General features: G+C 70.8%; 18 protein-coding genes. 5 read left to right on the forward strand and 13 right to left on the reverse strand.

The features are described from left to right. Positions 1 to 181: 181 nt before the first annotated feature. Positions 182 to 1915, forward strand: a complete 1734-nt coding sequence (locus ACIBM5_RS22835) for an AMP-binding protein (RefSeq protein WP_396008512.1) — start codon at positions 182 to 184, stop codon at positions 1913 to 1915. 103 nt (positions 1916 to 2018) lie between these two features. On the opposite strand, the gene ACIBM5_RS22840 is transcribed toward ACIBM5_RS22835, so the two are convergent. Further along, positions 2019 to 2699, reverse strand: coding sequence for a hypothetical protein (locus tag ACIBM5_RS22840; protein WP_396008513.1), 681 nt, complete (start codon positions 2697 to 2699; stop codon positions 2019 to 2021). 174 nt (positions 2700 to 2873) lie between these two features. Here ACIBM5_RS22840 and ACIBM5_RS22845 point away from each other — a divergent pair, with 174 nt between their 5' ends. Then, on the forward strand, positions 2874 to 3284 hold the full coding sequence (locus tag ACIBM5_RS22845; protein ID WP_396008514.1) for a hypothetical protein: 411 nt from the start codon (positions 2874 to 2876) through the stop codon (positions 3282 to 3284). A 201-nt stretch (positions 3285 to 3485) separates the two neighbouring features. Here the strand turns inward: ACIBM5_RS22845 and ACIBM5_RS22850 are convergent, their stop codons facing one another. The 4 genes from ACIBM5_RS22850 to ACIBM5_RS22865 form a co-directional block, all read right to left on the reverse strand. Next, positions 3486 to 5954: an HAD-IC family P-type ATPase gene (locus ACIBM5_RS22850; protein WP_396008515.1), complete on the reverse strand. Its 2469-nt coding sequence runs from the start codon at positions 5952 to 5954 to the stop codon at positions 3486 to 3488. A 78-nt stretch (positions 5955 to 6032) separates the two neighbouring features. Then, positions 6033 to 7397, reverse strand: a complete 1365-nt coding sequence (locus ACIBM5_RS22855) for a M16 family metallopeptidase (protein ID WP_396008516.1) — start codon at positions 7395 to 7397, stop codon at positions 6033 to 6035. Next, on the reverse strand, positions 7394 to 8728 hold the full coding sequence (locus ACIBM5_RS22860; protein WP_391581668.1) for a M16 family metallopeptidase: 1335 nt from the start codon (positions 8726 to 8728) through the stop codon (positions 7394 to 7396). The genes ACIBM5_RS22855 and ACIBM5_RS22860 overlap by 4 nt, the downstream gene beginning before the upstream one ends. Before the next feature lie 130 nt (positions 8729 to 8858). Next, positions 8859 to 9104 carry a DUF2630 family protein gene (locus ACIBM5_RS22865; protein WP_391581667.1) on the reverse strand — a complete coding sequence of 82 codons (246 nt, stop codon included), beginning with the start codon at positions 9102 to 9104 and terminating at the stop codon, positions 8859 to 8861. A gap of 250 nt (positions 9105 to 9354) precedes the next feature. Between ACIBM5_RS22865 and ACIBM5_RS22870 the strand changes: the two genes are divergently transcribed. Next, positions 9355 to 11823: a DNA topoisomerase (ATP-hydrolyzing) subunit A gene (locus ACIBM5_RS22870; RefSeq protein WP_396008517.1), complete on the forward strand. Its 2469-nt coding sequence runs from the start codon at positions 9355 to 9357 to the stop codon at positions 11821 to 11823. 89 nt (positions 11824 to 11912) lie between these two features. Here ACIBM5_RS22870 and ACIBM5_RS22875 read toward each other — a convergent pair whose 3' ends face one another. After that, positions 11913 to 12386, reverse strand: coding sequence for an HD domain-containing protein (locus tag ACIBM5_RS22875; RefSeq protein WP_396008518.1), 474 nt, complete (start codon positions 12384 to 12386; stop codon positions 11913 to 11915). 113 nt (positions 12387 to 12499) lie between these two features. On the opposite strand from ACIBM5_RS22875, the gene ACIBM5_RS22880 reads away from it, so the two are divergent. Then, on the forward strand, positions 12500 to 13492 hold the full coding sequence (locus ACIBM5_RS22880; RefSeq protein ID WP_396008519.1) for a sucrase ferredoxin: 993 nt from the start codon (positions 12500 to 12502) through the stop codon (positions 13490 to 13492). On the opposite strand, the gene ACIBM5_RS22885 is transcribed toward ACIBM5_RS22880, so the two are convergent. The 3 genes from ACIBM5_RS22885 to ACIBM5_RS22895 form a co-directional block, all read right to left on the reverse strand. Continuing rightward, positions 13486 to 15099 carry a cation acetate symporter gene (locus ACIBM5_RS22885; RefSeq protein WP_396008520.1) on the reverse strand — a complete coding sequence of 538 codons (1614 nt, stop codon included), beginning with the start codon at positions 15097 to 15099 and terminating at the stop codon, positions 13486 to 13488. The genes ACIBM5_RS22880 and ACIBM5_RS22885 overlap by 7 nt on opposite strands. After that, on the reverse strand, positions 15096 to 15476 hold the full coding sequence (locus ACIBM5_RS22890) for a DUF485 domain-containing protein (protein ID WP_391581662.1): 381 nt from the start codon (positions 15474 to 15476) through the stop codon (positions 15096 to 15098). Before ACIBM5_RS22890 ends, ACIBM5_RS22885 begins: the two co-directional genes overlap by 4 nt. Before the next feature lie 379 nt (positions 15477 to 15855). Then, positions 15856 to 17976 carry a type IIA DNA topoisomerase subunit B gene (locus tag ACIBM5_RS22895; protein ID WP_396008521.1) on the reverse strand — a complete coding sequence of 707 codons (2121 nt, stop codon included), beginning with the start codon at positions 17974 to 17976 and terminating at the stop codon, positions 15856 to 15858. Between the two features lie 385 nt (positions 17977 to 18361). Between ACIBM5_RS22895 and ACIBM5_RS22900 the strand changes: the two genes are divergently transcribed. Next, the gene (locus ACIBM5_RS22900) at positions 18362 to 18592 is read left to right on the forward strand and encodes a hypothetical protein (RefSeq protein ID WP_020555816.1); all 231 of its coding nucleotides are present in this window, start codon (positions 18362 to 18364) and stop codon (positions 18590 to 18592) included. Positions 18593 to 18725: 133 nt separating this feature from the next. Here ACIBM5_RS22900 and ACIBM5_RS22905 read toward each other — a convergent pair whose 3' ends face one another. The 4 genes from ACIBM5_RS22905 to ACIBM5_RS22920 all read right to left on the reverse strand — a co-directional run bounded on the left by ACIBM5_RS22905 (position 18726) and on the right by ACIBM5_RS22920 (position 24348). Further along, on the reverse strand, positions 18726 to 19499 hold the full coding sequence (locus tag ACIBM5_RS22905; protein ID WP_396008522.1) for a S1 family peptidase: 774 nt from the start codon (positions 19497 to 19499) through the stop codon (positions 18726 to 18728). Between the two features lie 270 nt (positions 19500 to 19769). Next, positions 19770 to 21383 carry an RNA polymerase sigma factor gene (locus ACIBM5_RS22910; protein WP_396008523.1) on the reverse strand — a complete coding sequence of 538 codons (1614 nt, stop codon included), beginning with the start codon at positions 21381 to 21383 and terminating at the stop codon, positions 19770 to 19772. Between the two features lie 257 nt (positions 21384 to 21640). Then, positions 21641 to 23278 (reverse strand): SpoIIE family protein phosphatase, encoded by a 1638-nt coding sequence (locus tag ACIBM5_RS22915; protein WP_396008524.1) that lies wholly within the window; start codon positions 23276 to 23278, stop codon positions 21641 to 21643. A 215-nt stretch (positions 23279 to 23493) separates the two neighbouring features. Next, a complete protein-coding gene (locus ACIBM5_RS22920) occupies positions 23494 to 24348 on the reverse strand; it encodes a FadR/GntR family transcriptional regulator (protein WP_396008525.1) in 855 nt (284 codons plus the stop codon). Positions 24349 to 24498 lie beyond the last annotated feature (150 nt).

Below are 24498 nucleotides of genomic sequence, written 5' to 3' on the forward strand. Positions count from 1 at the left end.
TCAACTTTGGTGGCTTTTGTGCTGGCCCCGGGAGTCTTGCCGCCCGGCGCGGCGACGGTCAATGCGCGGAGCCCGCGCGCGGTCGTTGACCGCTCGAACGGGTGATGCGAGGGTGCGTTCCGGTACCGACGACGCGATGCTGCGGTACGGCGATCCGCACGACAGACGGAGGAATTCGGCGATGACGACGGGTGCGACCGAGGCTTTTCGCGCTGCGCGCGACTTCCTGCTCGAACACCGCGAGGACCAGCCCACCGCGTGCCGGGACTTCCCGCGCCCCGAACCCACCGAATTCAACTGGGCACTCGACTGGTTCGACGTGATCGCCCGCGGCAACGACACGACCGCGCTGTGGATCGTGGCCGAGGACGGCACCGACACCGAGTTCTCCTTCGACGAACTGGCCCGGCGCTCCGACCGGGTCGCCGGTTGGTTGCGCGCGCAGGGCGTGCGCCGCGGCGACCGGGTCCTGCTCGTGCTCGGCAATCGGGTCGAGTTGTGGGAGGCGATGCTGGCCGCGATGAAGCTCGGCGCGGTGATCATCCCGGCCACCACGATGCTCGCGCCCGCCGACCTGACCGACCGGGTCACCCGGGGCGACGTCGCGCACGTGATCGCCGAGTCGGCGGTGACCCCGGGTTTCGCCGAGGTGCCGGGCGCGTGGACCCGGATCGTGGTGGGCGAACCGACCCCGGGCTGGCTCTCGTTCGCCGACGCGCACGACGGTCCCGACGACGCGCACGCGGCGTTCGTACCGGACGGCCCGACCGCCGCGACCGACCCGCTGCTGCTGTACTTCACCTCCGGCACCACCGCGCAGCCCAAGCTGGTGGGCCACACCCAGGCGAGCTATCCGATCGGGCACCTGTCCACGATGTACTGGCTGGGCCTGCGTCCGGGCGACGTGCACCTGAACATCTCCTCACCCGGCTGGGCCAAGCACGCCTGGAGCAACTTCTTCGCTCCCTGGAACGCCGGGGCCACGATCTTGATCGTGCGTCAGGAGCGGTTCGCCGCACGTCCGTTGTTGGACACGATGGTGCGCTGTGGGGCGACCTCGTTCTGCGCGCCGCCGACCGTGTGGCGGATGCTGGTCCAGGAGGACCTGGGCGCGTGGCGGACCGCGCTGCGCGAGGTGATCGGCGCGGGCGAGCCGCTCAATCCGGAGGTCATCGAACAGGTACGGGCCGCCTGGGGGTTGACCATCCGGGACGGCTTCGGGCAGACCGAGACCACGGCGCAGATCGGCAACGCACCCGGGCAGGAGGTCCGGCCCGGCTCGATGGGCCGGCCGCTGCCCGGCTACACGGTGGCTCTGGTCGACCCGATCTCCGGCGAGGTGGTCACCGACACCGACGCCGAGGGCGAGATCTGCCTCGACCTCGCCGCCCGCCCGCTGGGCCTGATGACCGGATACCTCGACGACCCGGAGCGCACGGCCGAGTCGATGCGCGACGGCTTCTACCACACCGGCGACGTCGGCACCCGGGACGCGGATGGCTACATCACCTATGTGGGCCGCTCCGACGACGTGTTCAAGGCGTCCGACTACCGCATCTCGCCGTTCGAGCTGGAGAGCGTGCTGATCGAGCACGACGCGGTGGCCGAGGCCGCGGTGGTGCCGTCGCCGGACCCGGTGCGACTGGCCGTGCCGAAGGCGTACGTGGTGCTCGCGCCCGGGCACGAGCCGACCCGGGAGATCGCGCTGTCCATCCTGCGGCACGCCCGCGCCGTGCTCTCACCGTACAAGCGGGTCCGCCGGATCGAGTTCGCGGAGTTGCCCAAGACCATCTCGGGCAAGATCCGCCGGGTCGAACTGCGGGGTCGGGAGCGCGAATTGCATGACGGCGACCCGGCCGGGCGGGGCGCCCTGGAGTGGTTCGAGGAGGACTTCCCGGAACTCAAGGGCAACTGAGCGCGGACCCCGGGCCCGGGCGCCGAGAGCCGAGGAGTCGAGCGCCGAGGAGTCGGGCCGGGCCCGGGGCCGAGCCGATACCGGCTCGGCCCCGGGCGGCGGGTCAGATCTTGTCGGCGATCAGCTTGGCGATCGCGATGTGCTGCCCGCGCGGCAGGTCCTTCGCGGCGGGTGCCAGGCTCACGTGCATGTCGACGATCAGGTCGCCGTGCGTCTTGGCGAAGTAGATCTCGGGGACACTGGGCGCCGGGTAGCTGCCGGTGCCCGGCACGTACAGCGTGGGGAACGCACCGAGGTCGGTGATCGGCTTGCCGTACTTCGACATTTCGTTCTTGGCCACGACGCTCTCCGGCGTGTCACCGGCCCTGCTGCTGCGGGTGAAGTACTGGAGGGTCACCACCGGCGAGTCGCCCGGTCCGTAGTAGCGGCAGGTGCGCAGCGTGTCGTCGTTCTTGGTGCGGGTGACCTCGCTGCCCAGCACACCCTTGAGTTCGGCGGGCGTGAGCAGGTTGCAGAAGGCCTTGGGGTCGAGGTTGCCCGTACCGCCGGGCTTGTCCGTGGCCGGCGTCGTGGCGGGCGCGGTGCCCTTGCCCCCGCCGGGCTGCGTGGCCGGCGCGCCGGTCGCCCCGCCGGTCGATCCACCCGCCTGGGGCGCGGCCGTGGCCGGGTCCTTCTTCTTGTCGTCGTCGCCCTTGACCTTGTCGACCAGGCCGCATCCGCTGGAGAGCGCGATGACGGAAGCGGCGATCAACAGTCCCGGAAGGGCAGGCTTGCGCAGGTACAACGTGGTTCTCCATCCCCGTGGCGCGACCGGACGCCGCCACCCCCCTGGATGCGTGACGGGTCGTCACGATGGCGCCGATCCCGCGATGTCGCCGGTGCGTGTGTACGGCAGAGCGAGGCTAATGCACGAAATTGCCGGCCGCTGAAGTGCCGCGGGGACGATACCGTGACGGATGTGACGCGCACGCTACGTGATCCCCAGGGCCTCATCCGCACGGCGACCTTCGGCTGGGCCGGTGCCCGGGCCGTGCTGGGCGTGGTCGCGCTGCTCGACCCGCCGCGGGTCTCCCGACCGTGGATCGGCGACGACGCGGACCGCACCGGGGCCCTCGTGTTCGCCCGCGCGCTCGGCGGGCGCGACCTCGCACTCGGCGCCGGCGCGATGTTCGCGGCCGCCCGCGGCGAGCCGATCCGCACCTGGGCGCTGGCGGCCTCGGCGGCCGATCTCGGCGACACCCTCATCACGTACCGGCATCGCGAGCAACTGCCCCGCGGCCGGAGGGCCTTCATCGCCGGCCTGGCCGGGGGCTCGGCACTGATCGGCGTGGGCCTGGCCCTGGCGGAGCGGCGCCGAGCCGGCGGGTAGCGGCGGAGGCCGCCGGGCCGGAGCGGGGCGCCCCGACGTGACGTGACGCCGATCTCCGCACCGAATCGCAACGGGTGGGCCGGGTCGGCGCGACAACCGCCGACCCGGCCCACCCGCCACCGCCGCGAGCGCCCATGCCCCGACAACCGTCGGGGCCATCCGGCCGGCAGCCAGGCCGTGTCCGGCGGATCCTGGTGGGGCCTAGGCCGCGACCTCGCTCGCCAGTCGCCGCTTGTTCCAATAGGCGACGACCTCCAGCAGGATCCCCGCGACGACCGCAATGCCGACCGCGGTCCACGGCATCTTCGTGCCGACCAGCTTGAGTTCGAAGAAGTCCTGCAACCACGGCACCGAGAGCACCGTGGCGAACCCGGCCCCCATCACCAGCACCAGGCCTATCCGCCACCACGTGTACGGGCGGGCGATGATCGCCAGCACCCACAGGCCGACCAGGAACAGCGTGAGCGTCGCGATCGACGTCTCGGCCGTACGCGTGGCGTCCGTCGCGCCGTAGTCCGCACGGGCCAGCAGATACGCGGTGAAGGTCGCGGTACCGGCGATCACGCCGGAGGGGCCCGAGTAGCGCAGCACCCGCTTGACGAAGCCGGGGCGCGCCCGCTCCTTGTTCGGGGCCAGTGCCAGGAAGAACGCGGGCGTGCCGATGGTGAACCAGGCCAGCAGCGTCAGGTGCCGGGGCAGGAACGGGTAGGGCACGTTGGCGATCACGACCAGGATGGCCAGGAGCACCGAGTAGGCGGTCTTGGTCAGGAACAGGTTGGAGACCCGCTCGATGTTGCCGATCACCCGGCGGCCCTCGCCGACCACCGACGGCAGCGTGGCGAAGCTGTTGTCCAGGAGCACGATCTGCGCGACGCCCTTGGTGGCCTCGCTGCCCGAACCCATCGACACGCCGATGTCGGCGTCCTTGAGCGCGAGTACGTCGTTGACGCCGTCGCCGGTCATCGCCACGTTGTGCCCGCGCGACTGGAGGGCGGCGACCATGTCCCGCTTCTGCTGCGGGGTGACCCGGCCGAAGACCGTGTTGGCCTCCAACACGTCCGCGAGCTCGTTTTGGTCGGTGGGCAGCGTGCGGGCGTCCACCGGGTGTTCGGCGCCCTTGATGCCGAGCTTGGCGGCTACCGCGCCGACCGAGATCGCGTTGTCGCCGGAGATCACCTTGGCCGCCACGCCCTGGTCGGCGAAGTAGTCCAGCGTCGCGCCCGCGTCGTGGCGCAGTCGCTGCTCCAGCACCACCAGCGCGGCGGGCGTCACCTCGGCGCCGTCCGGGCCGCCGACGAGCGCATCGACGGTGTCCGCGAGGGAGGCGTCGGTGCGGACCAGCAGCAGCACCCGCAGGCCCTGGGCGCCCAGTCGCTCGGCGTCGGTGAGCAGGTCGCCGTGCTCCCGCGTGCCCACCAGCACCTCGGGGGCGCCGATCAGCCACGTGGCGCGGGCGCCGGACACCTCGAACGTCGCGCCGCTGTACTTGCGGGCGGAGGAGAACGGCACGCTCTCCACCGACGTCCAGCCGGTCTGCGCCGGGCACTCGTCGATGATCGCGGCCAGGCTCGCGTTCGGCCGGGGCTCGGTGGTGCCGAGCGCGCCGAGCGCGGCGCGCACCGGCAGGCCCTCGGCCAGTTCGCGCACCTCGGCGACGTTCATGCCGCCCTCGGTGAGCGTGCCGGTCTTGTCCAGGCAGACCACGTCGACCCGGGCCAGGCCCTCGATCGCGGGCAGTTCCTGGACCAGGCAGTGCTTGCGACCCAGCCGCACCACACCGACCGCGAAGGCCAGCGAGGTGAGCAGCACCAGACCCTCGGGGACCATCGGCACGATGCCCGCGATCATCCGGGTGACCGCCTCGCGCCAGGTGGTGTCCTCCAGCCGGTACTGGCTGATGATCAGCGCGATCGAGGCCGGGAACAGGATCCAGGTGACGTACTTGAGGATCGTGCTGATGCCGTTGCGCAGTTCGGAGGCCACCAGGGTGAACTTGCTGGCCTCCTCCATCAGCTGCGCGGCGTACGCCTCGCGGCCCACCCGGGTCGCGGTGAAGGCGCCGTTGCCGGCCACCACGAAGCTGCCGGACATCACCGGGTCGCCCGGGCGCTTGATCACCGGGTCGGCCTCGCCGGTGAGCAGCGACTCGTCGATCTCCAGGTTGTCCGCCTCGACGACCACGCCGTCCACGGCGGCCTTGTCGCCCGCGCCCAACTCGATCACGTCGTCGAGCACGAGGTCCGAGGGGGACAGCGCCACCGGCTTCCCGTCCCGGCGCACCACCGGCTTGGACTCGCCGATCACCGCGAGCCGGTCCAGGGTGCGCTTGGCGCGCATCTCCTGGATGATGCCGATCCCGGTGTTGGCGATGATCACGAAGCCGAACAGGCCGTCCTTGACCGACCCGACGGACAGGATGATCAGCCAGAGCACACCGATCACGGCGTTGAACCGGGTGAAGACGTTCGCCTTGACGATCTCGGCCGTCGAGCGGCTCGACCGCACGGGAACGTCGTTGACGTCCCCTCTGGCGACCCGTTCCGCGACGTCCGCGGCGGTCAGTCCGATGCCAAGGGTCACGTCGGGTTCGCTTGCCGTCCCGTCGGGTCTGTCGACCGGCGGGATGGCTGTCGTCTCTCCGGGCCCGGCGCCCGGCAACGGCTGAGTCATGGGTCTACCGTAAGTGCCCCAAGAGATCGTGGTTGGCGGTGGGCCGACCGTTGTCGTCCGCCCACCGCCGGATCACGACTATTCGACGACCGTGACCGGTCCGAGTTCGAGTGCTTCGAGCGGTTCGCGAATCTTGTCCGCGTCGCCCACCAGGACCACCACGAGGTGCTCGGGATCGAACCCCGCGGACACCGCCTCGGCGGCGTCCTTGGTCGCGACTTCGGCCAGCCGCAGGTAGAGCTGCGGCAGGTAGTCGTCCGGCTGCCGCTCGGCGGCCATGTCGGCCAGCGAGTCGCACACCGCGCGCGGCGTCACGTACTTGAGCGGCGCGACGCCCACGATGCTCTGCACCGCCGCGTCCCGCTCGCCGTCCACCAGGCCCTCGGCGGCCAGCGTGCGCAGCACGGTGACCAGGTCCGCGACGGCCGGCCCGGTGACGTCGGTCTCCACCGAACCCTGGATCACCAACAGCGAGCCCTGCGGCAACGATTGGTTCGCCGCGCGCACGCCGTAGGTGTAGCCCTTCTCCTCGCGCAGCACCCGGTCCAGTCGCGAGGTGAGCGTGCCGCCCAGGCAGTACGTGCCGATCGTCAGGGCCGGCCACGCGGCGTCCTCGCGGCCGGGTCCGATCCGCCCGACCAGCAGCTGCGTCTGCACGCTGCCCGGTCGGTGCACGATCAGTACGCGGGCGTGGTCGTCGGCGAGCACGGGTGCTGGCTGCGAGGGCTCGGCGGTCGCCGCGGTCCAGGTGCCGAGCGTGCGCTCCAGCACGTCGGTGACATCCACGCCGGCGAAGTCGCCCACCACGACCAGGGTCGCGGTCTGCGGGCGCACGTGCGTGGTGAAGAAGTCCCACACGGCCGCGCGGTCCACCCGCGCGACGCTCTCCGCGGAGCCGGCCCGCGGTCGGGACAGCCGCATCGAGGCGTCGAACAGCGTGCCGCTGAGCGCGAGCGCGGCGCGCCGGGGCGGGCTGGCCAACTCGTGCACGATCTCGTCCTGCCGCTGGCGCACCAGCCGGTCCACCTCGGCCGCGGGGAAGGCCGGTGCCCGCACCGCGTCCGCGAGCAGCCCCAGCGCCCGTTCCAGACGCGAGGCCGGCACGTCGAGTGCGACCCGCACGCCCGGGTGATCGGCGTCGGTGTCGATCGTCGCGCCGCAGCGCTCGAGTTCGGCGGCGAACTCCTCGGCGCCCATCCTGTCGGTGCCCTCGGTGAACGCGCGCGCCATGATCGTGGCCACGCCCTCGCACTCGGCCGGCTCGGCGGCCAGCGGCGAGTCGAGCACCAACTCGACGGCCACCACCTTCTGACCGGGCCGGTCCACGCGCAGCACCGCGAGGCCGTTGCCGAGCACGAAGCGCTCGGGCGCGGGGAAGGTCCACTCACGGGCCGGGCCCGCGCCGGGGCGCGGGTGGAACACCATCTCGCCGGTCTGGGTCACGCGACCTGCTCCTCGTCCTCGTCCGCGTCGTCGTCGGTCGGCTCGTCCGTCGGTTCGTACACCAGCACCGCGCGGTTGTCCGGCACCAGGCGTTCGGCGGCGACCGCCCGCACCTCCTCGGCGGTGATGTCCAGCAACCGCTCCAGCGCGGTGAACGCCAGGTTCGCGTCCCCGAACAGCGTCGCGTAGCGGCACAGTTCGTCGGCCCGGCTGCCCACCGTTGCCATCGTGTCCAGGTAGGCGCGCTCCAACTGGGCCTGCGCACGCTCGAGTTCGGCCGGGGTCGGCCCCTCGGCGGCGAACCTGGCGAACTCCTCGGTCAACGCCGCGTCGATCGCCTCCACCGCACCCGAACCGGACGCCTTCACGTCCAGCATGCCCACCGACGCGGTTCCGGCCTGGCGCATCAGGCCGACCCCCGCGTAGAGCGCGAGTTCGTCGTGCCGCACCAGGCGGGTGTTCAGCCGCGAACTCTCCCCCTCGCCCAGGACGGTCAGCGCGATCTCCGCGGCGTCCGCCTCCCGGGTGCCGTCGGCCGGCATCCGGTAGGCGGCCATCAGCGCGGGCGAGGGCACGTTCTCGCGTACGACCTCGCGCAGCTCGGCGCCCAGGACCGGGGGCAGCGCGCCGTCCGCGGGCACCGGCTTGCCGTCGTGCGCGGGGATCGTGCCGAAGTACTTCTCCACCCAGGCCAGGGTCTGCTCGGGGTCCACGTCGCCGACGATCGCCAGCACCGCGTTGTTCGGCGCGTAGTAGGTCCGGAAGAACGCCTGGCAGTCCGCGAGCGAGGTGGCGTCCAGGTCGGCCATCGAGCCGATCGGCATGTGGTGGTACGGGTGGCCCTCGGGGTAGGCCATCGCCACCAGGCGCTCCCACGCGGTGCCGTAGGGCACGTTGTCGTAGCGCTGGCGGCGCTCGTTCTTGACCACGTCGCGCTGGTTCTCCAGGCTTTCCTCGGTCAGCGCCCGGAGCAGCCCGCCCATCCGGTCCGCCTCCAGCCACAGCGCGAGTTCCAGCTGGTGCGCGGGCATCGTCTCGAAGTAGTTCGTGCGCTCGAAGCTCGTGGTGCCGTTGAGCGAACCGCCCGCGGACTGCACGAACTCGAAGTGCTCGTTGCCGTGCACGTTGGCCGAGCCCTGGAACATCAGGTGCTCGAAGAGGTGCGCGAGCCCGGTCCGCCCGGGCCGTTCGTGCCGTGAGCCCACGTCGTACCAGAGGCAGACGGCGGCCACGGGGTCGACGTGGTCCTCCGAGAGCACCACGCGGAGCCCGTTGCCGAGGGTGTGCGTGGTCGCGGTGAACCCCAACGATGCAGTCGCCGGTCCTGCCATAAGCCCATCCGTCCTCTCCTGGAGGGTGACCGCCGCGACGGCGGCCACCCTCACCCTAACGACGCGCGGTGCCCGATCGACTCCCGCTCGCGAGGGTGTTCGCGGTGGGCGAAGCGCGCCCGCAGCGCGCCTACTGCTGGTAGCCCTCGACCTCGCGCGCCGGGCGCGCGGCCGCGCTCGCCGGGTCCCCTCCCGCGTCGCGCAAAGCCTGACGCTGCCTCAGCAGGTCCCAACACCGGTCGAGTTCGGCCTCCACCTCGGACAGCCGACGATGCTCCTCGTCACCGGAGATCGTGCCTTGCGCAAGTTGGTCCCGCAGGGCACGCTCCTGCTCGACCATGTCGGTGATGCGTTCGCGAATCTGCTTGTCGTCCATCGCGAAACCCTTCTTTTTTCCTGCTCGGACGGCGGCCGGAGACTGCGGCACAACCGTGGGCCAAAGGGCTGTCCTTCCCTCCTCGCACGGCCCCCAAGCACGGTGTCACCCGGGTCGATGCACTCACATGTCGCAGCGGCGCGTCACAATGGGCACGCCGTGCGGGCCGTCCCCGGCCGCGCCGCCCTCGGGCGGACACGGGAGACACGGCCCGGCGCCGGCCCGAAGAAGCAAAGGAGCAACGCCGCGCATGGCCCGCCGTAGTACGAAAACTTCCGGTCCGCAGCCACCGGACGACTTCGAGGAACGCATCCTCGACATCGATGTCGTCGACGAGATGCAGGGCTCCTTCCTGGAGTACGCCTACTCGGTCATCTACTCGCGGGCACTACCGGACGCCCGCGACGGGCTCAAGCCCGTGCATCGCCGCATCCTGTACCAAGCCGCCGAGATGGGCCTGCGTCCCGACCGGGGGTACGTCAAGTGCGCCCGTGTCGTGGGCGAGGTGATGGGCAAGCTGCACCCGCACGGTGACGGCCCCATCTACGACACCCTCGTGCGGATGGCGCAGCCGTTCTCGATGCGCCTGCCACTGATCGACGGCCACGGGAACTTCGGCTCCCTCGGCGGCGACGACCCGCCCGCCGCGATGCGATACACCGAGTCCCGACTGTCCTCCGCCGCGATGTTGATGGTCGACTCGATCGACGAGGACGTCGTCGACTTCGGCCCCAACTACGACGGCCAGGAACAGGAACCGGGCGTCCTGCCCGCCGCGTTCCCGAACCTGCTCGTCAACGGCGCGTCCGGGATCGCGGTCGGCATGGCGACCAACATGCCGCCGCACAACCTGGTCGAGGTGATCGCCGCCGCGCGCCACCTGATCCGGCACCCCACCGCCACGCTCGAAGACCTGATGCGCCACGTACCCGGCCCCGACCTGCCCACCGGCGGCCGGATCGTCGGCCTCGGCGGCGTCCGGGACGCGTACGAGAAGGGCCGCGGCACCTTCAAGATCCGCGCGACCGCGACGGTCGAGTCGGTCACCGCGCGCCGCAAGGGCATCGTGGTCACCGAACTGCCCTACAACGTCGGCCCGGAGCGGGTGATCGCCAAGATCAAGGAGTTGGTGCAGTCCAAGAAGGTCCAGGGCATCGCGGACCTGAAGGACCTCACCGACCGCTCGCACGGACTGCGCCTGGTCATCGAGATCAAGAACGGCTTCAACCCCGAGGCGATCCTCCAACAGCTCTACAAGCTGACGCCGATGGAGGAGACCTTCGGCATCAACAACGTCGCCCTGGTCGACGGCCAGCCGCTCACGCTGGGCCTGAAGGAACTGCTCCAGGTCTACGTGGACCACCGCTTCGAGGTGATCCGCCGACGCAGCGAGTTCCGCCGCCGCAAGCGCCGGGAGCGCCTGCACCTGGTCGACGGTCTGCTCGTCGCGCTGATCGACATCGACCGGGTGATCGAGCTGATCCGCTCCAGCGACAACTCGGCGCAGGCCAAGGAACGTCTGATGGAGACGTTCTCACTGTCCGACATCCAGGCGTCCTACATCCTGGACACCCCGCTGCGCCGGCTCACCCGGTTCGACCGGATCGAACTGGAGGCCGAGCAGGAGCGGCTGCGCGCCGAGATCGCCGAACTGACCAAGATCCTGGAGGACGACAAGCTGCTCCGAAAGGTGGTCTCGGACGAACTGGCCGCGGTGTCCAAGAAGTACGGCACCCCGCGCCGCACCGTCCTGCTGGAGTCGGCCGACGTGTCCGCCGCGGCGGTCCCGCTCCAGGTCACCGATGCGCCGTGCACGGTCCTGCTGTCCTCGACCGGTCTGCTCGCGCGCACCTCGACCGGCGGCCCGCTGCCGCCCGAGGGGGGCCGAGCCAACCACGACCTGGTGGTGTCCTCGGTCGCGGCCACCGTGCGCGGCGAGGTCGGCGCGGTCACCAGCACCGGCCGGCTGTTGCGGATCAACGTGGTCGACCTGCCCTCGTTGCCGGAGACCGCGACCGCGCCGAACCTGGCCGGCGGCGCGCCGCTGTCCGAGTTCGTCTCGTTGGAATCACACGAACGCCTGGTGTGCCTGACCACGCTCGCCGCCGACTCCCCCGGGCTCGCGCTCGGCACCGCGCAGGGGGTGGTCAAGCGGGTCGTGCCGGACTATCCGGCGAACAAGGACGACCTGGAGGTGATCTCGCTGCGCGACGGCGACGTCATCGTCGGCGCGGTCGAGTTGCGCACCGGCGAGGAGGACCTGGTCTTCGTCACCGACGACGCCCAGCTGCTGCGCTTCCAGGCCGCGATGGTGCGGCCGCAGGGTCGCCCGGCGGGCGGCATGGCCGGCATCAAGCTGGGTGCCGGGCAGTCCGTGCTCTCGTTCACCGCGGTGGATCCGGGCGCGGACGCGGTGGTGGTCACGGTCGCCGCCTACAGCGGCGACGCCCTGTTCGGCTCGGAGCACGGCACCTGCAAGGTCACCCCGTTCGCCGAGTACCCGCGCAAGGGCCGGGCCACCGGCGGCGTGCGCTGCCAACGCTTCCTCAAGGGCGAGAGCACGCTGCGCCTGGCCTGGGCGGGCCCTGCCCCGGCCCGCGCCTCGGACGCCAAGGGCCGGCCGGTCGAGCTGCCCGCCCTGGACCCGCGCCGCGACGGCTCCGGCACGCCGCTGGCCAAGCACGTCGACGCGGTCGGCGGCCCGCCGGGCACCGTCTGAGTCGACCCATCGACGAGGCCCCCGCAGCGTCCCTCGCTGCGGGGGCCTCTCCCGTTCCGTCACCGGGCGTACCGGCGGCGATCGACTCGTCAGCGTGCCGCGAACTCCTCCAGGAGCTCGATCGAGCGCGCGTACTTCCTCCGCAACCGCACCTGCGTCCTGGCGTCGAGCTGGCCGAGCCGGGCCTCGGAGCGGTTGTCCGCGATGTCCGCCCGCTTGACCACGAGCGCGATCGGGTCCGCCGCGGCGCGCGCGATGCTGACCTCCAGCGGTTCGCCGGGCAGCTTGGACAGCGCGATCACCGCCGCCACCACCCGCTCCGGCACACCCGCCTTACGCAGGTCGTCCGCACCCACCGGTGTGTCTTCGATCACGTCGTGCAGCACCGCCGCCATCTGCGTGTAGGTGCCCTCGACCTGTTGCATCACCCGCAGCGGGTGCGTGATGTACGGATGGCCACCCTTGTCCAACTGACCGTCGTGCGCGGCCCTGGCGAGCGCCACCGCGTCGTCCAACGTGAAGCCGGCTATCGCCGCGCTCCCGTCGGTCCGTCCCTGGGGCATGGCCGCCTCCCATCGTTACCGTGTGCAACAACCGTACCGGGATCACCGGATCCGGGCGCTCGGGGCGGCACCGATCGGGCCGGACGGCGGGTAAAGCTATACGGTGCACAGTCGTGGAAACCTGCGTCTTTCTCTCGCACGAACTCGCCGAGCCGATGGCCGGCACCGCTCCGACCACGCGCGGTTGGTTGCTCGTCGAGCACCCCGGGCCGTGGGCCGCCAAGGCCCTGACCGGCAGTCGCGGGCTCGACGACGGGGTGGGCGCGGAGTTGGACGAGCGGGCCGCCCGGGCCGGTTTCCGCGCCGCGCTCATCCGCCGGCCGGACGAGACCGGCCGCCGCATCGACGAGGCGGCGGGCCCCGGGGGCAACGAGAGCGAGCGCGCCTTCGACGCCCCGGGACGCCGCGCCGGCGACGCGGGCGCCGCCCCCGACGGTCCGCGGACCGTCTTCCTGGCCTGGACCGAGCCCGGCGGCACGTGGCTGCGCCGGTTGCGCGTACGCACCGCCGCCGACGTGCTCGCGCTCGACCTGGCCGCGCTGGCCGGACCGATCGAACCCGCGGTGGGCGAGGCGACGGCCGAACCGCTCCTGCTGGTCTGCACGAACGGCAAGCGCGACCGGTGCTGCGCGGTCGCGGGCCGGCCGCTGGCCGGCGCACTCGCCGTGAGCTTCCCCGAGGCCACCTGGGAGGTCACCCACCTGGGCGGGCACCGATTCGCACCGACCGCCCTCGTGCTGCCCCAGGGCTACCTGTACGGGCGCCTGGACCCCACCTCGGCCCGAGCCGTGGTCGCCGCCGCCCGGCGCGGCGAGATGTTGCCGGACCGCTGCCGGGGCCGGGCCACCTACTCCCGGGCCGGGCAGGCCGCCGAACTCGCGGTGCGCGCGGACTGCGGCGAGCGCCTGGCCGACGTGCTGTCGGTCTACGACGAGCGCGCCGAGGACGACGGCGGCTGGACCGTGCGGGTCGACCACCGCGACGGCCGTACCTGGACCGTCGCGGTGGACGCCCGCAAGGAGGCCCCCGCCCGGCCGGAGAGTTGCGGCAAGGGCGAGGGCCTCCCGACGAGCATGCGCGCCCGCCTGTTGTCGCACCGTCAGTAGGCGCCCGCCCCGGTCAGCGAACGGACCTCCATCTCGGCGTACTTGGCGGCGTCCGCCTCCTCGTCCGAGCGCAGCGTGCCGATCCAGCCGCACAGGAAGCCGATCGGGATCGACACGATCCCCGGGTTCTCCAACGGGAACCAGTGGAAGTCGATCCCGGTCACCAGCGGCGTTTTGCCCCCGGAGACCACCGGCGAGAACAGCACGAGCACCAGCGCCGAGCCGAGCCCGCCGTAGATCGCCCAGACCGTGCCGTTGGTGTTGAACCGGCGCCAGAACAGCGTGTACAGCAGCGTGGGCAGATTCGCCGAGGCGGCGACCGCGAAGGCGAGCGCGACCAGGAACGCGACGTTGAGCTTCTGTGCGGACAGGCTCAGCCCGATCGCGATCCCGCCGATCACGATCGCCGAGAGCCGGGCGGCCCGCAGTTCGCTCTTCTCGTCGGTCGCCTCCTTGCGGATCACGTTGGTGTACAGATCGTGTGCGAAGGACGCCGAGGAGGCCAGGGTCAGCCCGGCCACCACCGCCAGAATGGTCGCGAACGCCACCGCCGCGATCACCGCGAGCAGCACCACACCGCCGAACGTGTTCGGACCGCCGCCGAGTTCCTCCGCGAGCAGCGGCAGTGCGGTGTTGCCGGCCGCGTTCGACTTGCGGATCCTGTCCGACCCGAGCACCGCCGCAGCACCGAATCCGAGCACGATGGTGAGCAGGTAGAACGTGCCGATCAGGGCGATCGCCCACATCACCGAGTGCCGCGCGGCCCGCGCGGTGGGCACGGTGTAGAACCGCACCAGGATGTGCGGTAGCCCCGCGGTGCCGAGCACCAGGGCGATCGCCAGGCTGATGAAGTCCAGCCGACTGGTCAGGTTCTTCCCGTACTTCAGCCCCGGTTCGAGGAACTCCTGTCCGTGCCCGCTGGTGTGCGCCGCGGTGTCCAGCAACTCGTCGAGATCGAAGTGGAAGCGCAGCAGGACCAGGATCGTCATCAGGATCGCGCCGCCCAGCAGCAGCACCGCCTTGACGATCTGGATCCAGGTGGTGCCCTTCATCCCGCCGAAGGTCACGTAGACCACCATCAGCGCGCCCACGCCGACGATCGTCCAGGTCTGCGCGGAACCGCCCGGGTCGCCGAGGAGCAGGGCGACCAGTGTGCCCGCGCCGACCATCTGGGCGATCAGGTAGAAGATCGAGACCACGATCGTCGCGGCTCCCGCCGCCGTCCGCACCGGCTTGCGACTCATCCGGAACGCGACCACGTCGGCCATCGTGAACCGCCCGCAGTTGCGCACGAGTTCGGCCACGAGCATGAGCACGACCAGCCAGGCGACCAGGAAGCCGATCGAGTACAGGAAGCCGTCGTAGCCGAAGAGCGCGATCAGTCCGGCGATGCCCAGGAAGGACGCCGCGGACATGTAGTCGCCGGCGATGGCCAGCCCGTTCTGCGACGCGGAGAACTCCCGTCCGCCGGCGTAGAAGTCGTTGGTCGTGCGGTTGTTGCGACTGGCCCACACGGTGATGCCGAGGGTGATCAGCACGAAGACCACGAACAGCAGACCGGTCAGACCGCGGTGGCCGCCGGCCGCCGCGAGGTTGGCAGGGTTCACCGGAACATCTCCTGGGTCTCCCACCGCAGGTTGAGCGCGGCCCGGTCGCGCTTGCCTCGCGCGTTGCGGGCGTACGACCACGTGATCAGGAACGTGCTCGCGAACTGGAGCAGGCCGAAGGCGAGCGCGACGTTGAACGCGCCCAGGATCCGGTGTGCCATGAAGCCGCGCGCGAAGGTGGACGCGAATACGTAGAGCAGGTACCACGCGAGGAACGCGAGCGACATCGGGAAGACGAAGTCGCGATAGCGGCGCCGGATCTCCTGGAACTCCGGGCTCGCCTGCACGCGTAGGTAGATGTCCGCGCGCGAATCCGGCTCCGGGTCGCCGAACGGCACACCCTGGGTGGGTGTGGGTCGGTACGAACTGGTCGTCACCGTAGCTCTCCTCGTCGATTGCCGAACCGCGCGGTTCCGTCCGGTCCGAACCCCCGAGACAGGCGTTCGATGGGACTGGTGTTCAGCATGGGCAGCGGGCGCGGGCCGCACGGCCAGGTTCTGCGCGATTCACCTGTACGGATGAACCGCCGGCACGGCCGCACACCTGGCTCCGCCATGCGTCGTGGAATCGTCTGGCCAACGAGGATCCGAGCCCTGCCGATACGGGATGTGTGACGGTCACACGCCAATGAGTGACATTCGTCCTTCTATCCCAGATATGCGGACCATGTGGCCCGGATATGGTGATCATGAAAAAAGCCGGGCCCGAAGGGACGAATCCCTTCGGGCCCGGCGAACGACCGGCGGGTCGGTGTGCTCAGGCGTCGATCCGCGAGCGGTCGAGCAGCGACGCGGAGTTGGTGATGAACTCCTTGCGCGGCGCCACCTCGTTGCCCATCAGCAGGTCGAACACGCGCTCGGCCGCCTCCAGGTCGCCCAGGTTGATCCGGCGCAGCGTGCGGTGCCGGGGATCGACCGTGGTCTCCGCGAGCTGGTCGGCGTCCATCTCACCCAGGCCCTTGTACCGCTGGACCGGCTCCTTCCAGCCGATGCCCTTGCGCTGGTACTCCAGCAGCGTGCGCTTCAGCTCGGCGTCCGAGTACGTGTAGACGTACTTGTCCTGGCCCTTCTTGGGCCGGGACAGCTCGATCCGGTGCAGCGGCGGGACCGCGGCGAAGACCCGGCCGGCCTCGACCATCGGACGCATGTAGCGCTGGAAGAGGGTGAGCAGCAGGCAGCGGATGTGCGAGCCGTCGACGTCGGCGTCCGCCATGAAGATGATCTTGCCGTAGCGGGCCTGGTCGATGTCGAACGTGCGCCCGGAGCCCGCTCCTATCACCTGGATGATCGCGGCGCATTCGGCGTTCTTGAGCATGTCCGAGACGGACGCCTTCTGCACGTTCAGGATCTTGCCCCGAATCGGCAGCAGTGCCTGGAACTCCGAGTTGCGCGCGAGCTTGGCGGTGCCCAGCGCCGAGTCGCCCTCGACGATGAACAGCTCGCTGCGTTCGACGTCGTCGCTGCGGCAGTCGGCCAGCTTGGCCGGCAGCGCCGAGGTCTCCAGGGCCGTCTTGCGCCGCTGGGCCTCCTTGTGCTGACGCGCGGCGATCCGGGTGCGGGCCGCGGAGACGACCTTCTCCAGGACGGCGCGCGACTGCGCCTTGTGATCGCGCCCGGTGGAGGTCAGGAACGCCTTGAGTTCCTTGGACACCACGTTCTGCACGATCCGTGCGGCGGCCGAGGTGCCCAGCACCTCCTTGGTCTGCCCCTCGAACTGCGGCTCGGCCAGCCGCACGGTGACCACGGCGGTCAGGCCCTCGGTCGCGTCGTCCTTGGTGATGTCGTCCTCGGCCACGCGCAGCAGCTTGGTCGAGCGCAGCACGTCGTTGACCGTGCGCCGGAGCGCCTGGTCGAACCCGGCGACGTGGGTGCCGCCCTTGGGCGTGGCGATGATGTTGACGAAGGAGCGCAGGGTCGAGTCGTATCCCGTGCCCCAGCGCAGCGCCACGTCCACGCCCAGCTCGCGCTGGACCTCGGTGGCCACCATGTGCCCCTGCTCGTCGAGCACGGGCACGGTTTCCTTGAAGGTGCCGGAGCCGGTGAAGCGCAGGACGTCGCACAGCGCGCGGTCGGGGGCGAGGTACTCGCAGAACTCGCTGATCCCGCCGGAGTAGTGAAAGACCTGTTCGTCTACTTCGCCCGGATTCGCACCATTACGCTCGTCGCGAACAACGATCGTGAGGCCGGGTACCAGGAACGCGGTCTGCCGGGCCCGCGAGTACAACGATTCCAGGTCGAGCGCGGCGTCCTTGAGGAAGATCTGCCGGTCCGCCCAGTAGCGGACCCGGGTGCCGGACTTGGCCTTGGAGATCTTCTTGATCTTGCGCAGCCCGTTACCGGCACTGAACGGAGCGTCCGCACCGAGCGTGGCGAACTCGCCGGGCACGCCGCGGCGGAACGAGATGGCGTGGGTGTGCCCGCCGCGGTCCACCTCGACGTCGAGTCGGGCGGACAGGGCGTTGACCACGGAGGCGCCGACGCCGTGCAGGCCGCCGGAGGCGGCATAGGATCCGCCGCCGAACTTGCCGCCTGCGTGCAGCTTGGTCATGACGACCTCGACACCGGACAGGCCGGTCTTGGGCTCCACGTCGACGGGGATACCGCGACCGTTGTCCCGAACCTCCACCGAGCCGTCAGCGTGCAGGAGCACCTCGATCCGGTCGCCGAAGCCCCCGAGGGCCTCGTCCACCGAGTTGTCGATGATCTCCCACAGACAGTGCATCAGGCCCCGACTGTCGGTGGAGCCGATGTACATGCCGGGCCGCTTGCGGACCGCGTCAAGACCCTCGAGAACGAGGAGATGCCGCGCGGTGTAGTTCGAGTGGTCGGGCTCGCCCGCCAGGAGCGCGGTGGACTGCGCGGTCGTCTGGGCGGTCACGCGGTGCAACTCCTCGCATGTAGTCGCGTAGTCGAATCGCCGCGAACGCGTCGATCCGTACGGCGCGGCGGCGGCGTCCGAGCCCACGAAATCGGGCCCGGTGATCACCCTCGTCGCGCCGGAGAGCAAGGCTACCGGGGCCGGAAGACAGCCCGGCGACGGCTCGCCGCCGCATCCTAGCCGGCATCCGAACACATCTTCGACCACCCGATCGGGTGGCCGGCATGAACCGTACGCGCACAGGGCACGTCCTATGCACAAGGAATGAGTTGCAGAAGGGGTGTGCCGAGAAGCTGTTGAACATGACACGATCACCCCGGGAACGTTCGAGGCTGATTTGATGTTGGACATCGATGAAGGCTTCGTCGAGTAGAGAAGAGGCGACGTGAATTCGGTTCTGACACCCGCCAGTCCGTTGACGGCCGCCGACCGTTGTGATCGGTGCGGCGCCCAGGCATACCTTCGGGTTGTCCTTTCCAGCGGCGGCGAACTGCTGTTCTGTGCGCACCACGCCCGCAAGTTCGAGCCTGAACTTCGGAAGGTGGCCGTGGAGATACAGGACGAGACCGACCGCCTCACGGCGGTCCCCGTTACCGCACCGGACGACGACAACTGACCAGACAGCCGACCCTCTGAGATCCCGACGAGCAGACATCGCGCCGATGGCGGCCACCGCGAGGTGGCCGCCATCGGCGTCTGTCATGCTCACCCACGGGGGCGGCCGGCGCCCGAAAGGCGCGTGATATCCCTCACAATCCGGCGGCATCCCGGATGTCCCGGGCGAACGCGGCGACCCGGGTGTAGACGCCCGGTTTACCCGGCAGGGCACATCCGTCGCCCCACGAGACGATCCCCGCGACCCGGCCGGCCACCAGGAGCGGTCCGCCGCTGTCCGCACTGCATGCGTCCTTGCCACCCTGCCGCTCACCGGCGCACACCATCGCGGCGGCGTCGTACGTCCCGAGCGGCCCGCCCGGGTACGCGGTCCCGCAGGTCGCATCGGACACCAGTGGCACGGTGACCTGTCGCAGCGTCGAGGAGTAGTCGCCGTTACCCGTGGTGTCACCCCACCCGACCACGGTCGAGGCGGTGCCACTCGCATAGACGCTCGCGCCCTGTTCCACCACCGACGCGACGCCGGTACCGAGCGGCTCGTCCAGGGTGAGCACCGCCCAGTCGCCGGAGATCGAACCCGGATCGAAGGACGGATTCACATACACCTCGCCGACCGCCACCTCCCGGCCCTGCGTGCTGCGCAGGTCGGTCCGGCCCTGGATCACCTTCAGGTCCGGGCGGTCGTCGCGCCTGCCGTACGCGTCGTACATGCAGTGCGCGGCGGTCAGCACCTTGGTGGGTGCGATCAGCGTCCCGCCGCAGAACTGTCCCGATCGTGCGGAGCCGTACTCGGCCCGGCTGGACAGGGCCACCGCCCACGGATAGGTCGCGGTGTCCGCGGGGGTCCCGCCGACCACCACGCGCGGCGGGCCCGAGGGCGTGGCGCCCGTCAGGACTCCCGCGGTCACGACCGCGGCAAGCGCGACCGTCGATCCTCGTCTGTACCGCCGGATATTGCTGCGTCTGTTCCGCTCGGGCGCTCGCACCATCATGGGGAACCTCTCGCCGGCTACCGTCAGGTAGAGGCCGGTGCCCCAGCGTGGCCGTCCGGAACCCTCGCTCTGCGCGAACGGGTGATTTCCTCGCCGAACGCACACACGAAGGCCCCGGATGGTGTATCCGGGGCCGATGTCGTGCGTCGTGCGGTGCGCCGCGGCCCGCCGGGTCCGCGCCGACGCTCAGTCGAGGTAGTCGCGCAGCACCTGGGAGCGGGACGGGTGGCGCAGCTTCGACATGGTCTTCGACTCGATCTGGCGGATCCGCTCGCGGGTGACCCCGTAGACCTTGCCGATCTCGTCGAGCGTCTTGGGCTGACCGTCGGTGAGTCCGAAACGCATCGACACCACGCCCGCCTCGCGCTCGGAGAGCGTGTCGAGCACCGAGTGCAGCTGTTCCTGGAGCAGGGTGAAGCTGACCGCGTCGGCCGGCACGACCGCCTCGGAGTCCTCGATCAGGTCACCGAACTCGCTGTCGCCGTCCTCGCCGAGCGGGGTGTGCAGGGAGATCGGCTCGCGGCCGTACTTCTGCACCTCGATGACCTTCTCCGGGGTCATGTCCAGTTCCTTGGCCAGCTCCTCCGGGGTGGGCTCGCGGCCCAGGTCCTGGAGCATCTGGCGCTGCACGCGGGCCAGCTTGTTGATCACCTCGACCATGTGCACCGGAATGCGGATGGTCCGCGCCTGGTCGGCCATGGCCCGGGTGATCGCCTGACGAATCCACCAGGTGGCGTACGTGGAGAACTTGTAGCCCTTGGTGTAGTCGAACTTCTCGACCGCCCGGATCAGACCCAGGTTGCCCTCCTGGATCAGGTCCAGGAAGAGCATGCCGCGGCCGGTGTAGCGCTTGGCCAGCGAGACCACCAGGCGCAGGTTGGCCTCCAGGAGGTGGTTCTTCGCCCGGCGGCCGTCCTCGGCGATGATCTCCAGCTCCATCCGGAGCTTGGGTTGCAGCTTGTCGCCGGAGCCGAGCTTGTCCTCGGCGAACAGGCCGGCCTCGATCCGCTTGGCGAGGTTGACCTCCTGCTCGGCGTTGAGCAGCGGGACCTTGCCGATCTGCTTGAGGTAGTCCTTGACCGGGTCGGCGGTGGCGCCCGCGGCGGCGACCTGCTGTGCGGGGGCGTCGTCCTCGTCGTCGGAGAGGATGAAGCCCTTGCTCTCCGGCTCGTCGGGCACCGCATCCTCGACGACCGCCTCGGGGTCGTCGGGCAACTCCTCGGCGTCGGCGTCGGGTTCGCCGGCCTTGCCGGCGGTCTTCTTGGCGGCGACCTTCTTCGGCGCGGCCTTCTTGGCGGCGCCCGCGGCCGCGGTCTTCTTCGCGGCGCTCTTGCGCGGTGCGGCGCTCGCCGCGGGCGGGGTGGGCGCGGCCGCGGCGCTCTCGACCACGGCGCCGGCCGGCGCGACGCCGGTGTCGGGCGCCGCCGGTTCGGCCGGTGCCGTCACGGTACCGGCAGTGCCGGGGTTGCCGGGGTTCCCGGCGCGGTTGGAGACGACGGTCTTGGTCGCGGTCCGCTTGGCAGCGCTCTTGGCGGCCACACTCTTCCGGGTGCGCTTGGGCGCCGCCGAGTCCGCGGCACTGACCATGATGGTCACACCCTCCTGGTCGAGGACCTGGTTGAGGCTGCGCAGGACGTTCTTCCACTGAGTGGCCGGAATCTGGTCGGCCTCGAACGCCTGACGCACCTCGTCGCTGGCGATGTACCCCTGGGCCTCACCCCGCTCGATCAACGACTTCACGTTGACGAATTCGGCGATCTCGGGCGGGAGCGAACGGGATGTGCTGGCCGACACAAACAACCTCTCGACGATCTGGACGGCGTCACGGCCTGGTGCACAGGCAGGCGCCGCCAAGCGAACGACACTCGGGCGGACAGCGTGGTTCCGGCAAACCGATTGCGCTCGAATCAGCGCAGCGGCCTGTTTTGCTATTCCCGAACGGCTGCCACCTTCGTACTCATCGGGCCAGGCGAAGAAGTGTTACGCACCCGTTCGGTGGTGCAGCTCACACGATTCCCCCTTGCGGCGCGCGCCACACCCTGTGTGAGGGATCCGACTTACGCGTCACCGGTGATCCGCACCCCCAGGATGGTCACGTCGTCGTCTCGATCCCGGTCCCCGAGCAGCCCTTCCAGGATGTCGGTGAGCAGCGCCTCCAGGCCCTCGTTGGTCCCGCGGGCGATCTCCACGAGGTCGGCCAGGCCCTCGTCGAGACCGCGCCCGCGGGTCTCCACGAGGCCGTCCGAGAAGCCGATCAGGATGTCTCCCGGGTCGAGTCGGATGGTGTGTTGCGTCCGCTGTTCCGCGACTCCCAGGGGCGTCGACTCCTCGCCGATCTCCACGAGTTTGGCCGTTCCGTCGGCCGAGACGAGCACCACGGGCAGGTGGCCGGCGTCGGCGAGGTCGAGCAGGCCGGTCGCGGGATCCACCACGGCGTACACCAGTGTGGTCAGCGACTCGTCGTCCTCGGTCGCGGTGAACAGCCGGTCCAGGCCGGTGAGTACGGCGGCCGGTTCGGGGTCGGTGAAGGCGAGCGCGCGCAGGGCCGAGCGGACCCGGCCCATGCCGGCCGCCGCGGTCAGGCCCTTGCCGATCACGTCGCCGACCACGATCGCCACCCGCCCGTCCGGCAGTTGGAACACGTCGTACCAGTCGCCGCCGACTTCGAAGTCGGGTGCGCCGGGCAGGTAGCGGAAGCCGAACTCGACGCCGCGCACCGCCGGCAGGCGCTCGGGCAGCAGGCTGCGCTGCAGTGCGACGGCGGTGCGGTGCTCGCGCTCGTACAGCCGCGAGCGCTCGATGGCCAGCGCACACTGGCCCGCGAACGCCTCCAGGAAGATCCGGTCGTCCGGGTCGAACACACGGCCGTCGTCGAAGGTGTAGCGCAGCACGCCCAACGGGGCGCCGGAGCCGACCAGCGGCAGGATCACCCGGGACGCGCCCGGGCCGTCGTTCGAGGTGTACCGCGCGATGCCGTCGGTCACCGCGGCCACCAACTCCGCGGACCAGTGCGCGGGCAGGCCGCGGCGGCGGGCGACGGTGCGCTGTGCGGGCACGTTCGGCCACGGGTACACCGGCGCGGTCTCGTCCAACAGGTAGGCCTCCGAGCACACGGCGGCGATGCCGGCGCCCAGGTCGCCGACCGCCTCCTCCACCTCGGGCACGCTGAGCGTGCCGGCGATCCGCGCGGTCATCGCCTGGAGTCTGGCGGTGCGCCACTGGCTGGACCGCAGGAGGTCCTCACAGCGCCGCTGCTCGGTGATGTCGCGCACCACCAGCAGGACGCCGATCACCGGGCCGGCCTCGTCCACCGGGTCGCGCACCGGCAACCACTGGGATTCGTACGCCCGTTCGCGTCCGTCGGGGCAGGCCGCGCCGACCCGGTCGACCGGGTCGCCGCCGTCGTGGGCGTGGCCCGCGTGGGTCTCCACGTGCGGTTCGCCGCGGGTCAGCACGCGGGAGAGGGCCGCCTCGATCCGGCGGGCCCGGGCCGGCGGATGCACCTCGTCGGGACGTCGGCCGAGCAGGTCCTCGGCCGCCCGGCCGGTCAGCCGGGCGAGTGCGCCGCTGACCCGCCGACAGTGCAACTGCCGGTCGTAGAAAGCGAATGCCGTCGATCCCTGGCTGGTCAAGGTTGCCAACAGCGCCGCGTCGATCCCTGCGGGCCGCTCGCATCCGACCTTGTCGTCGTTCATTGCCTCACAACCCCACCTGTTGGCAATTCCGGGCCGGCGAGTCAGATATCGAGAGTACGCACGCGAACCCCCTCACCGTGAGTTTTGGCCCGAACTCTCCGTACATCGGATAAGCGGACGGACTCGGACATACGCGCGCCCCCTCGTCGACCCGTGCGTCGGGTCGGCGAAGGGGCGATGCGTGCGTCCCGCGTGGCGCTGTCCCCGGTTGCGGATCAGCCCTCGCGTGGGGCGGGAAACTGGCGGTCCACTTCGGGGTGTACGGCCAGCAGGGAGCGCATGGCGGCCTCGGCGCTCTCGCCGTCGCCGGCGGCGACCGCGTCGACCAGGCGCGCATGCAGCGCCACCGACGCCTCGGAGAGGTGCTCGCAGCCGGCCACGTGCCCGCCGGACACCTGGAGTGCGGCGGCCAGGATGCTCGCGAGGTGGTCGAGCATCCGGTTGCCCGCGACCTGGAGCAGCAGACCGTGGAACTCCGCGTCGGCGCGGCTGAAGGTCAGCGGGTCGGGCTGGGCGACGGCCCGCTGCATGATCTCCACGACGTCGCCGAGTCGACGGACGATCTCCGGGTGGTTGCGACACGCGGCCATGTGCGCGGCGAGCGGCTCGATGCCCCAGCGCAGTTCGAAGAGTTCACGGCGCTGCGAGTCGCGCTGCGGGCCGCATGCGCGCCACTCGATCACGTCGGGGTCGAGCAGGTTCCAGTCGCTCACCGGGCGCACCCGGGTGCCGACGTTGGGCCGGGCGCTGACCAGGCCCTTGGCCTCCAGGACCCGGAGCGATTCGCGCACCACGGTCCGGGACACCTCGAAGCGCTGGCCGATCTCCTCGGGCACCAGCGGGCGTTCGGCGCCCACCTCGCCCGCGACGATCATCTGGCCGAGCTGCTGGACGAGTTGGCCATGCAGGCCGCGGCCGCGGCCGACGCCGGGTTTGCGCACGGCGCGGGCCGGTTCCAGGTCGGGTCCGTCCCACACGTACGGCCGGCGGGAGATCGGGTCGGTGCCGGCGGCGCCCGGCTCGCCGGCGCGGAACGCGTCGGCCGAGCCGCTCGCCGGGGCGTGGGTCATTGTCTGATGGGCAGCGATACTCACGCTCTCCATCTCGGCCTCGAACGGGCCCGGCTTGAGCGGCAAACCCGCTCTCGGCTGAAAAACACACGAAAGGGTGATCTACCTTGCGGGTCGATCGTCCGAAAGTGTGACGTCCGCCGGCCCGGG

It is taken from the genome of Embleya sp. NPDC050493 (assembly GCF_044458105.1).
In the GTDB taxonomy this organism is placed as follows: Bacteria; Actinomycetota; Actinomycetes; order Streptomycetales; family Streptomycetaceae; genus Embleya.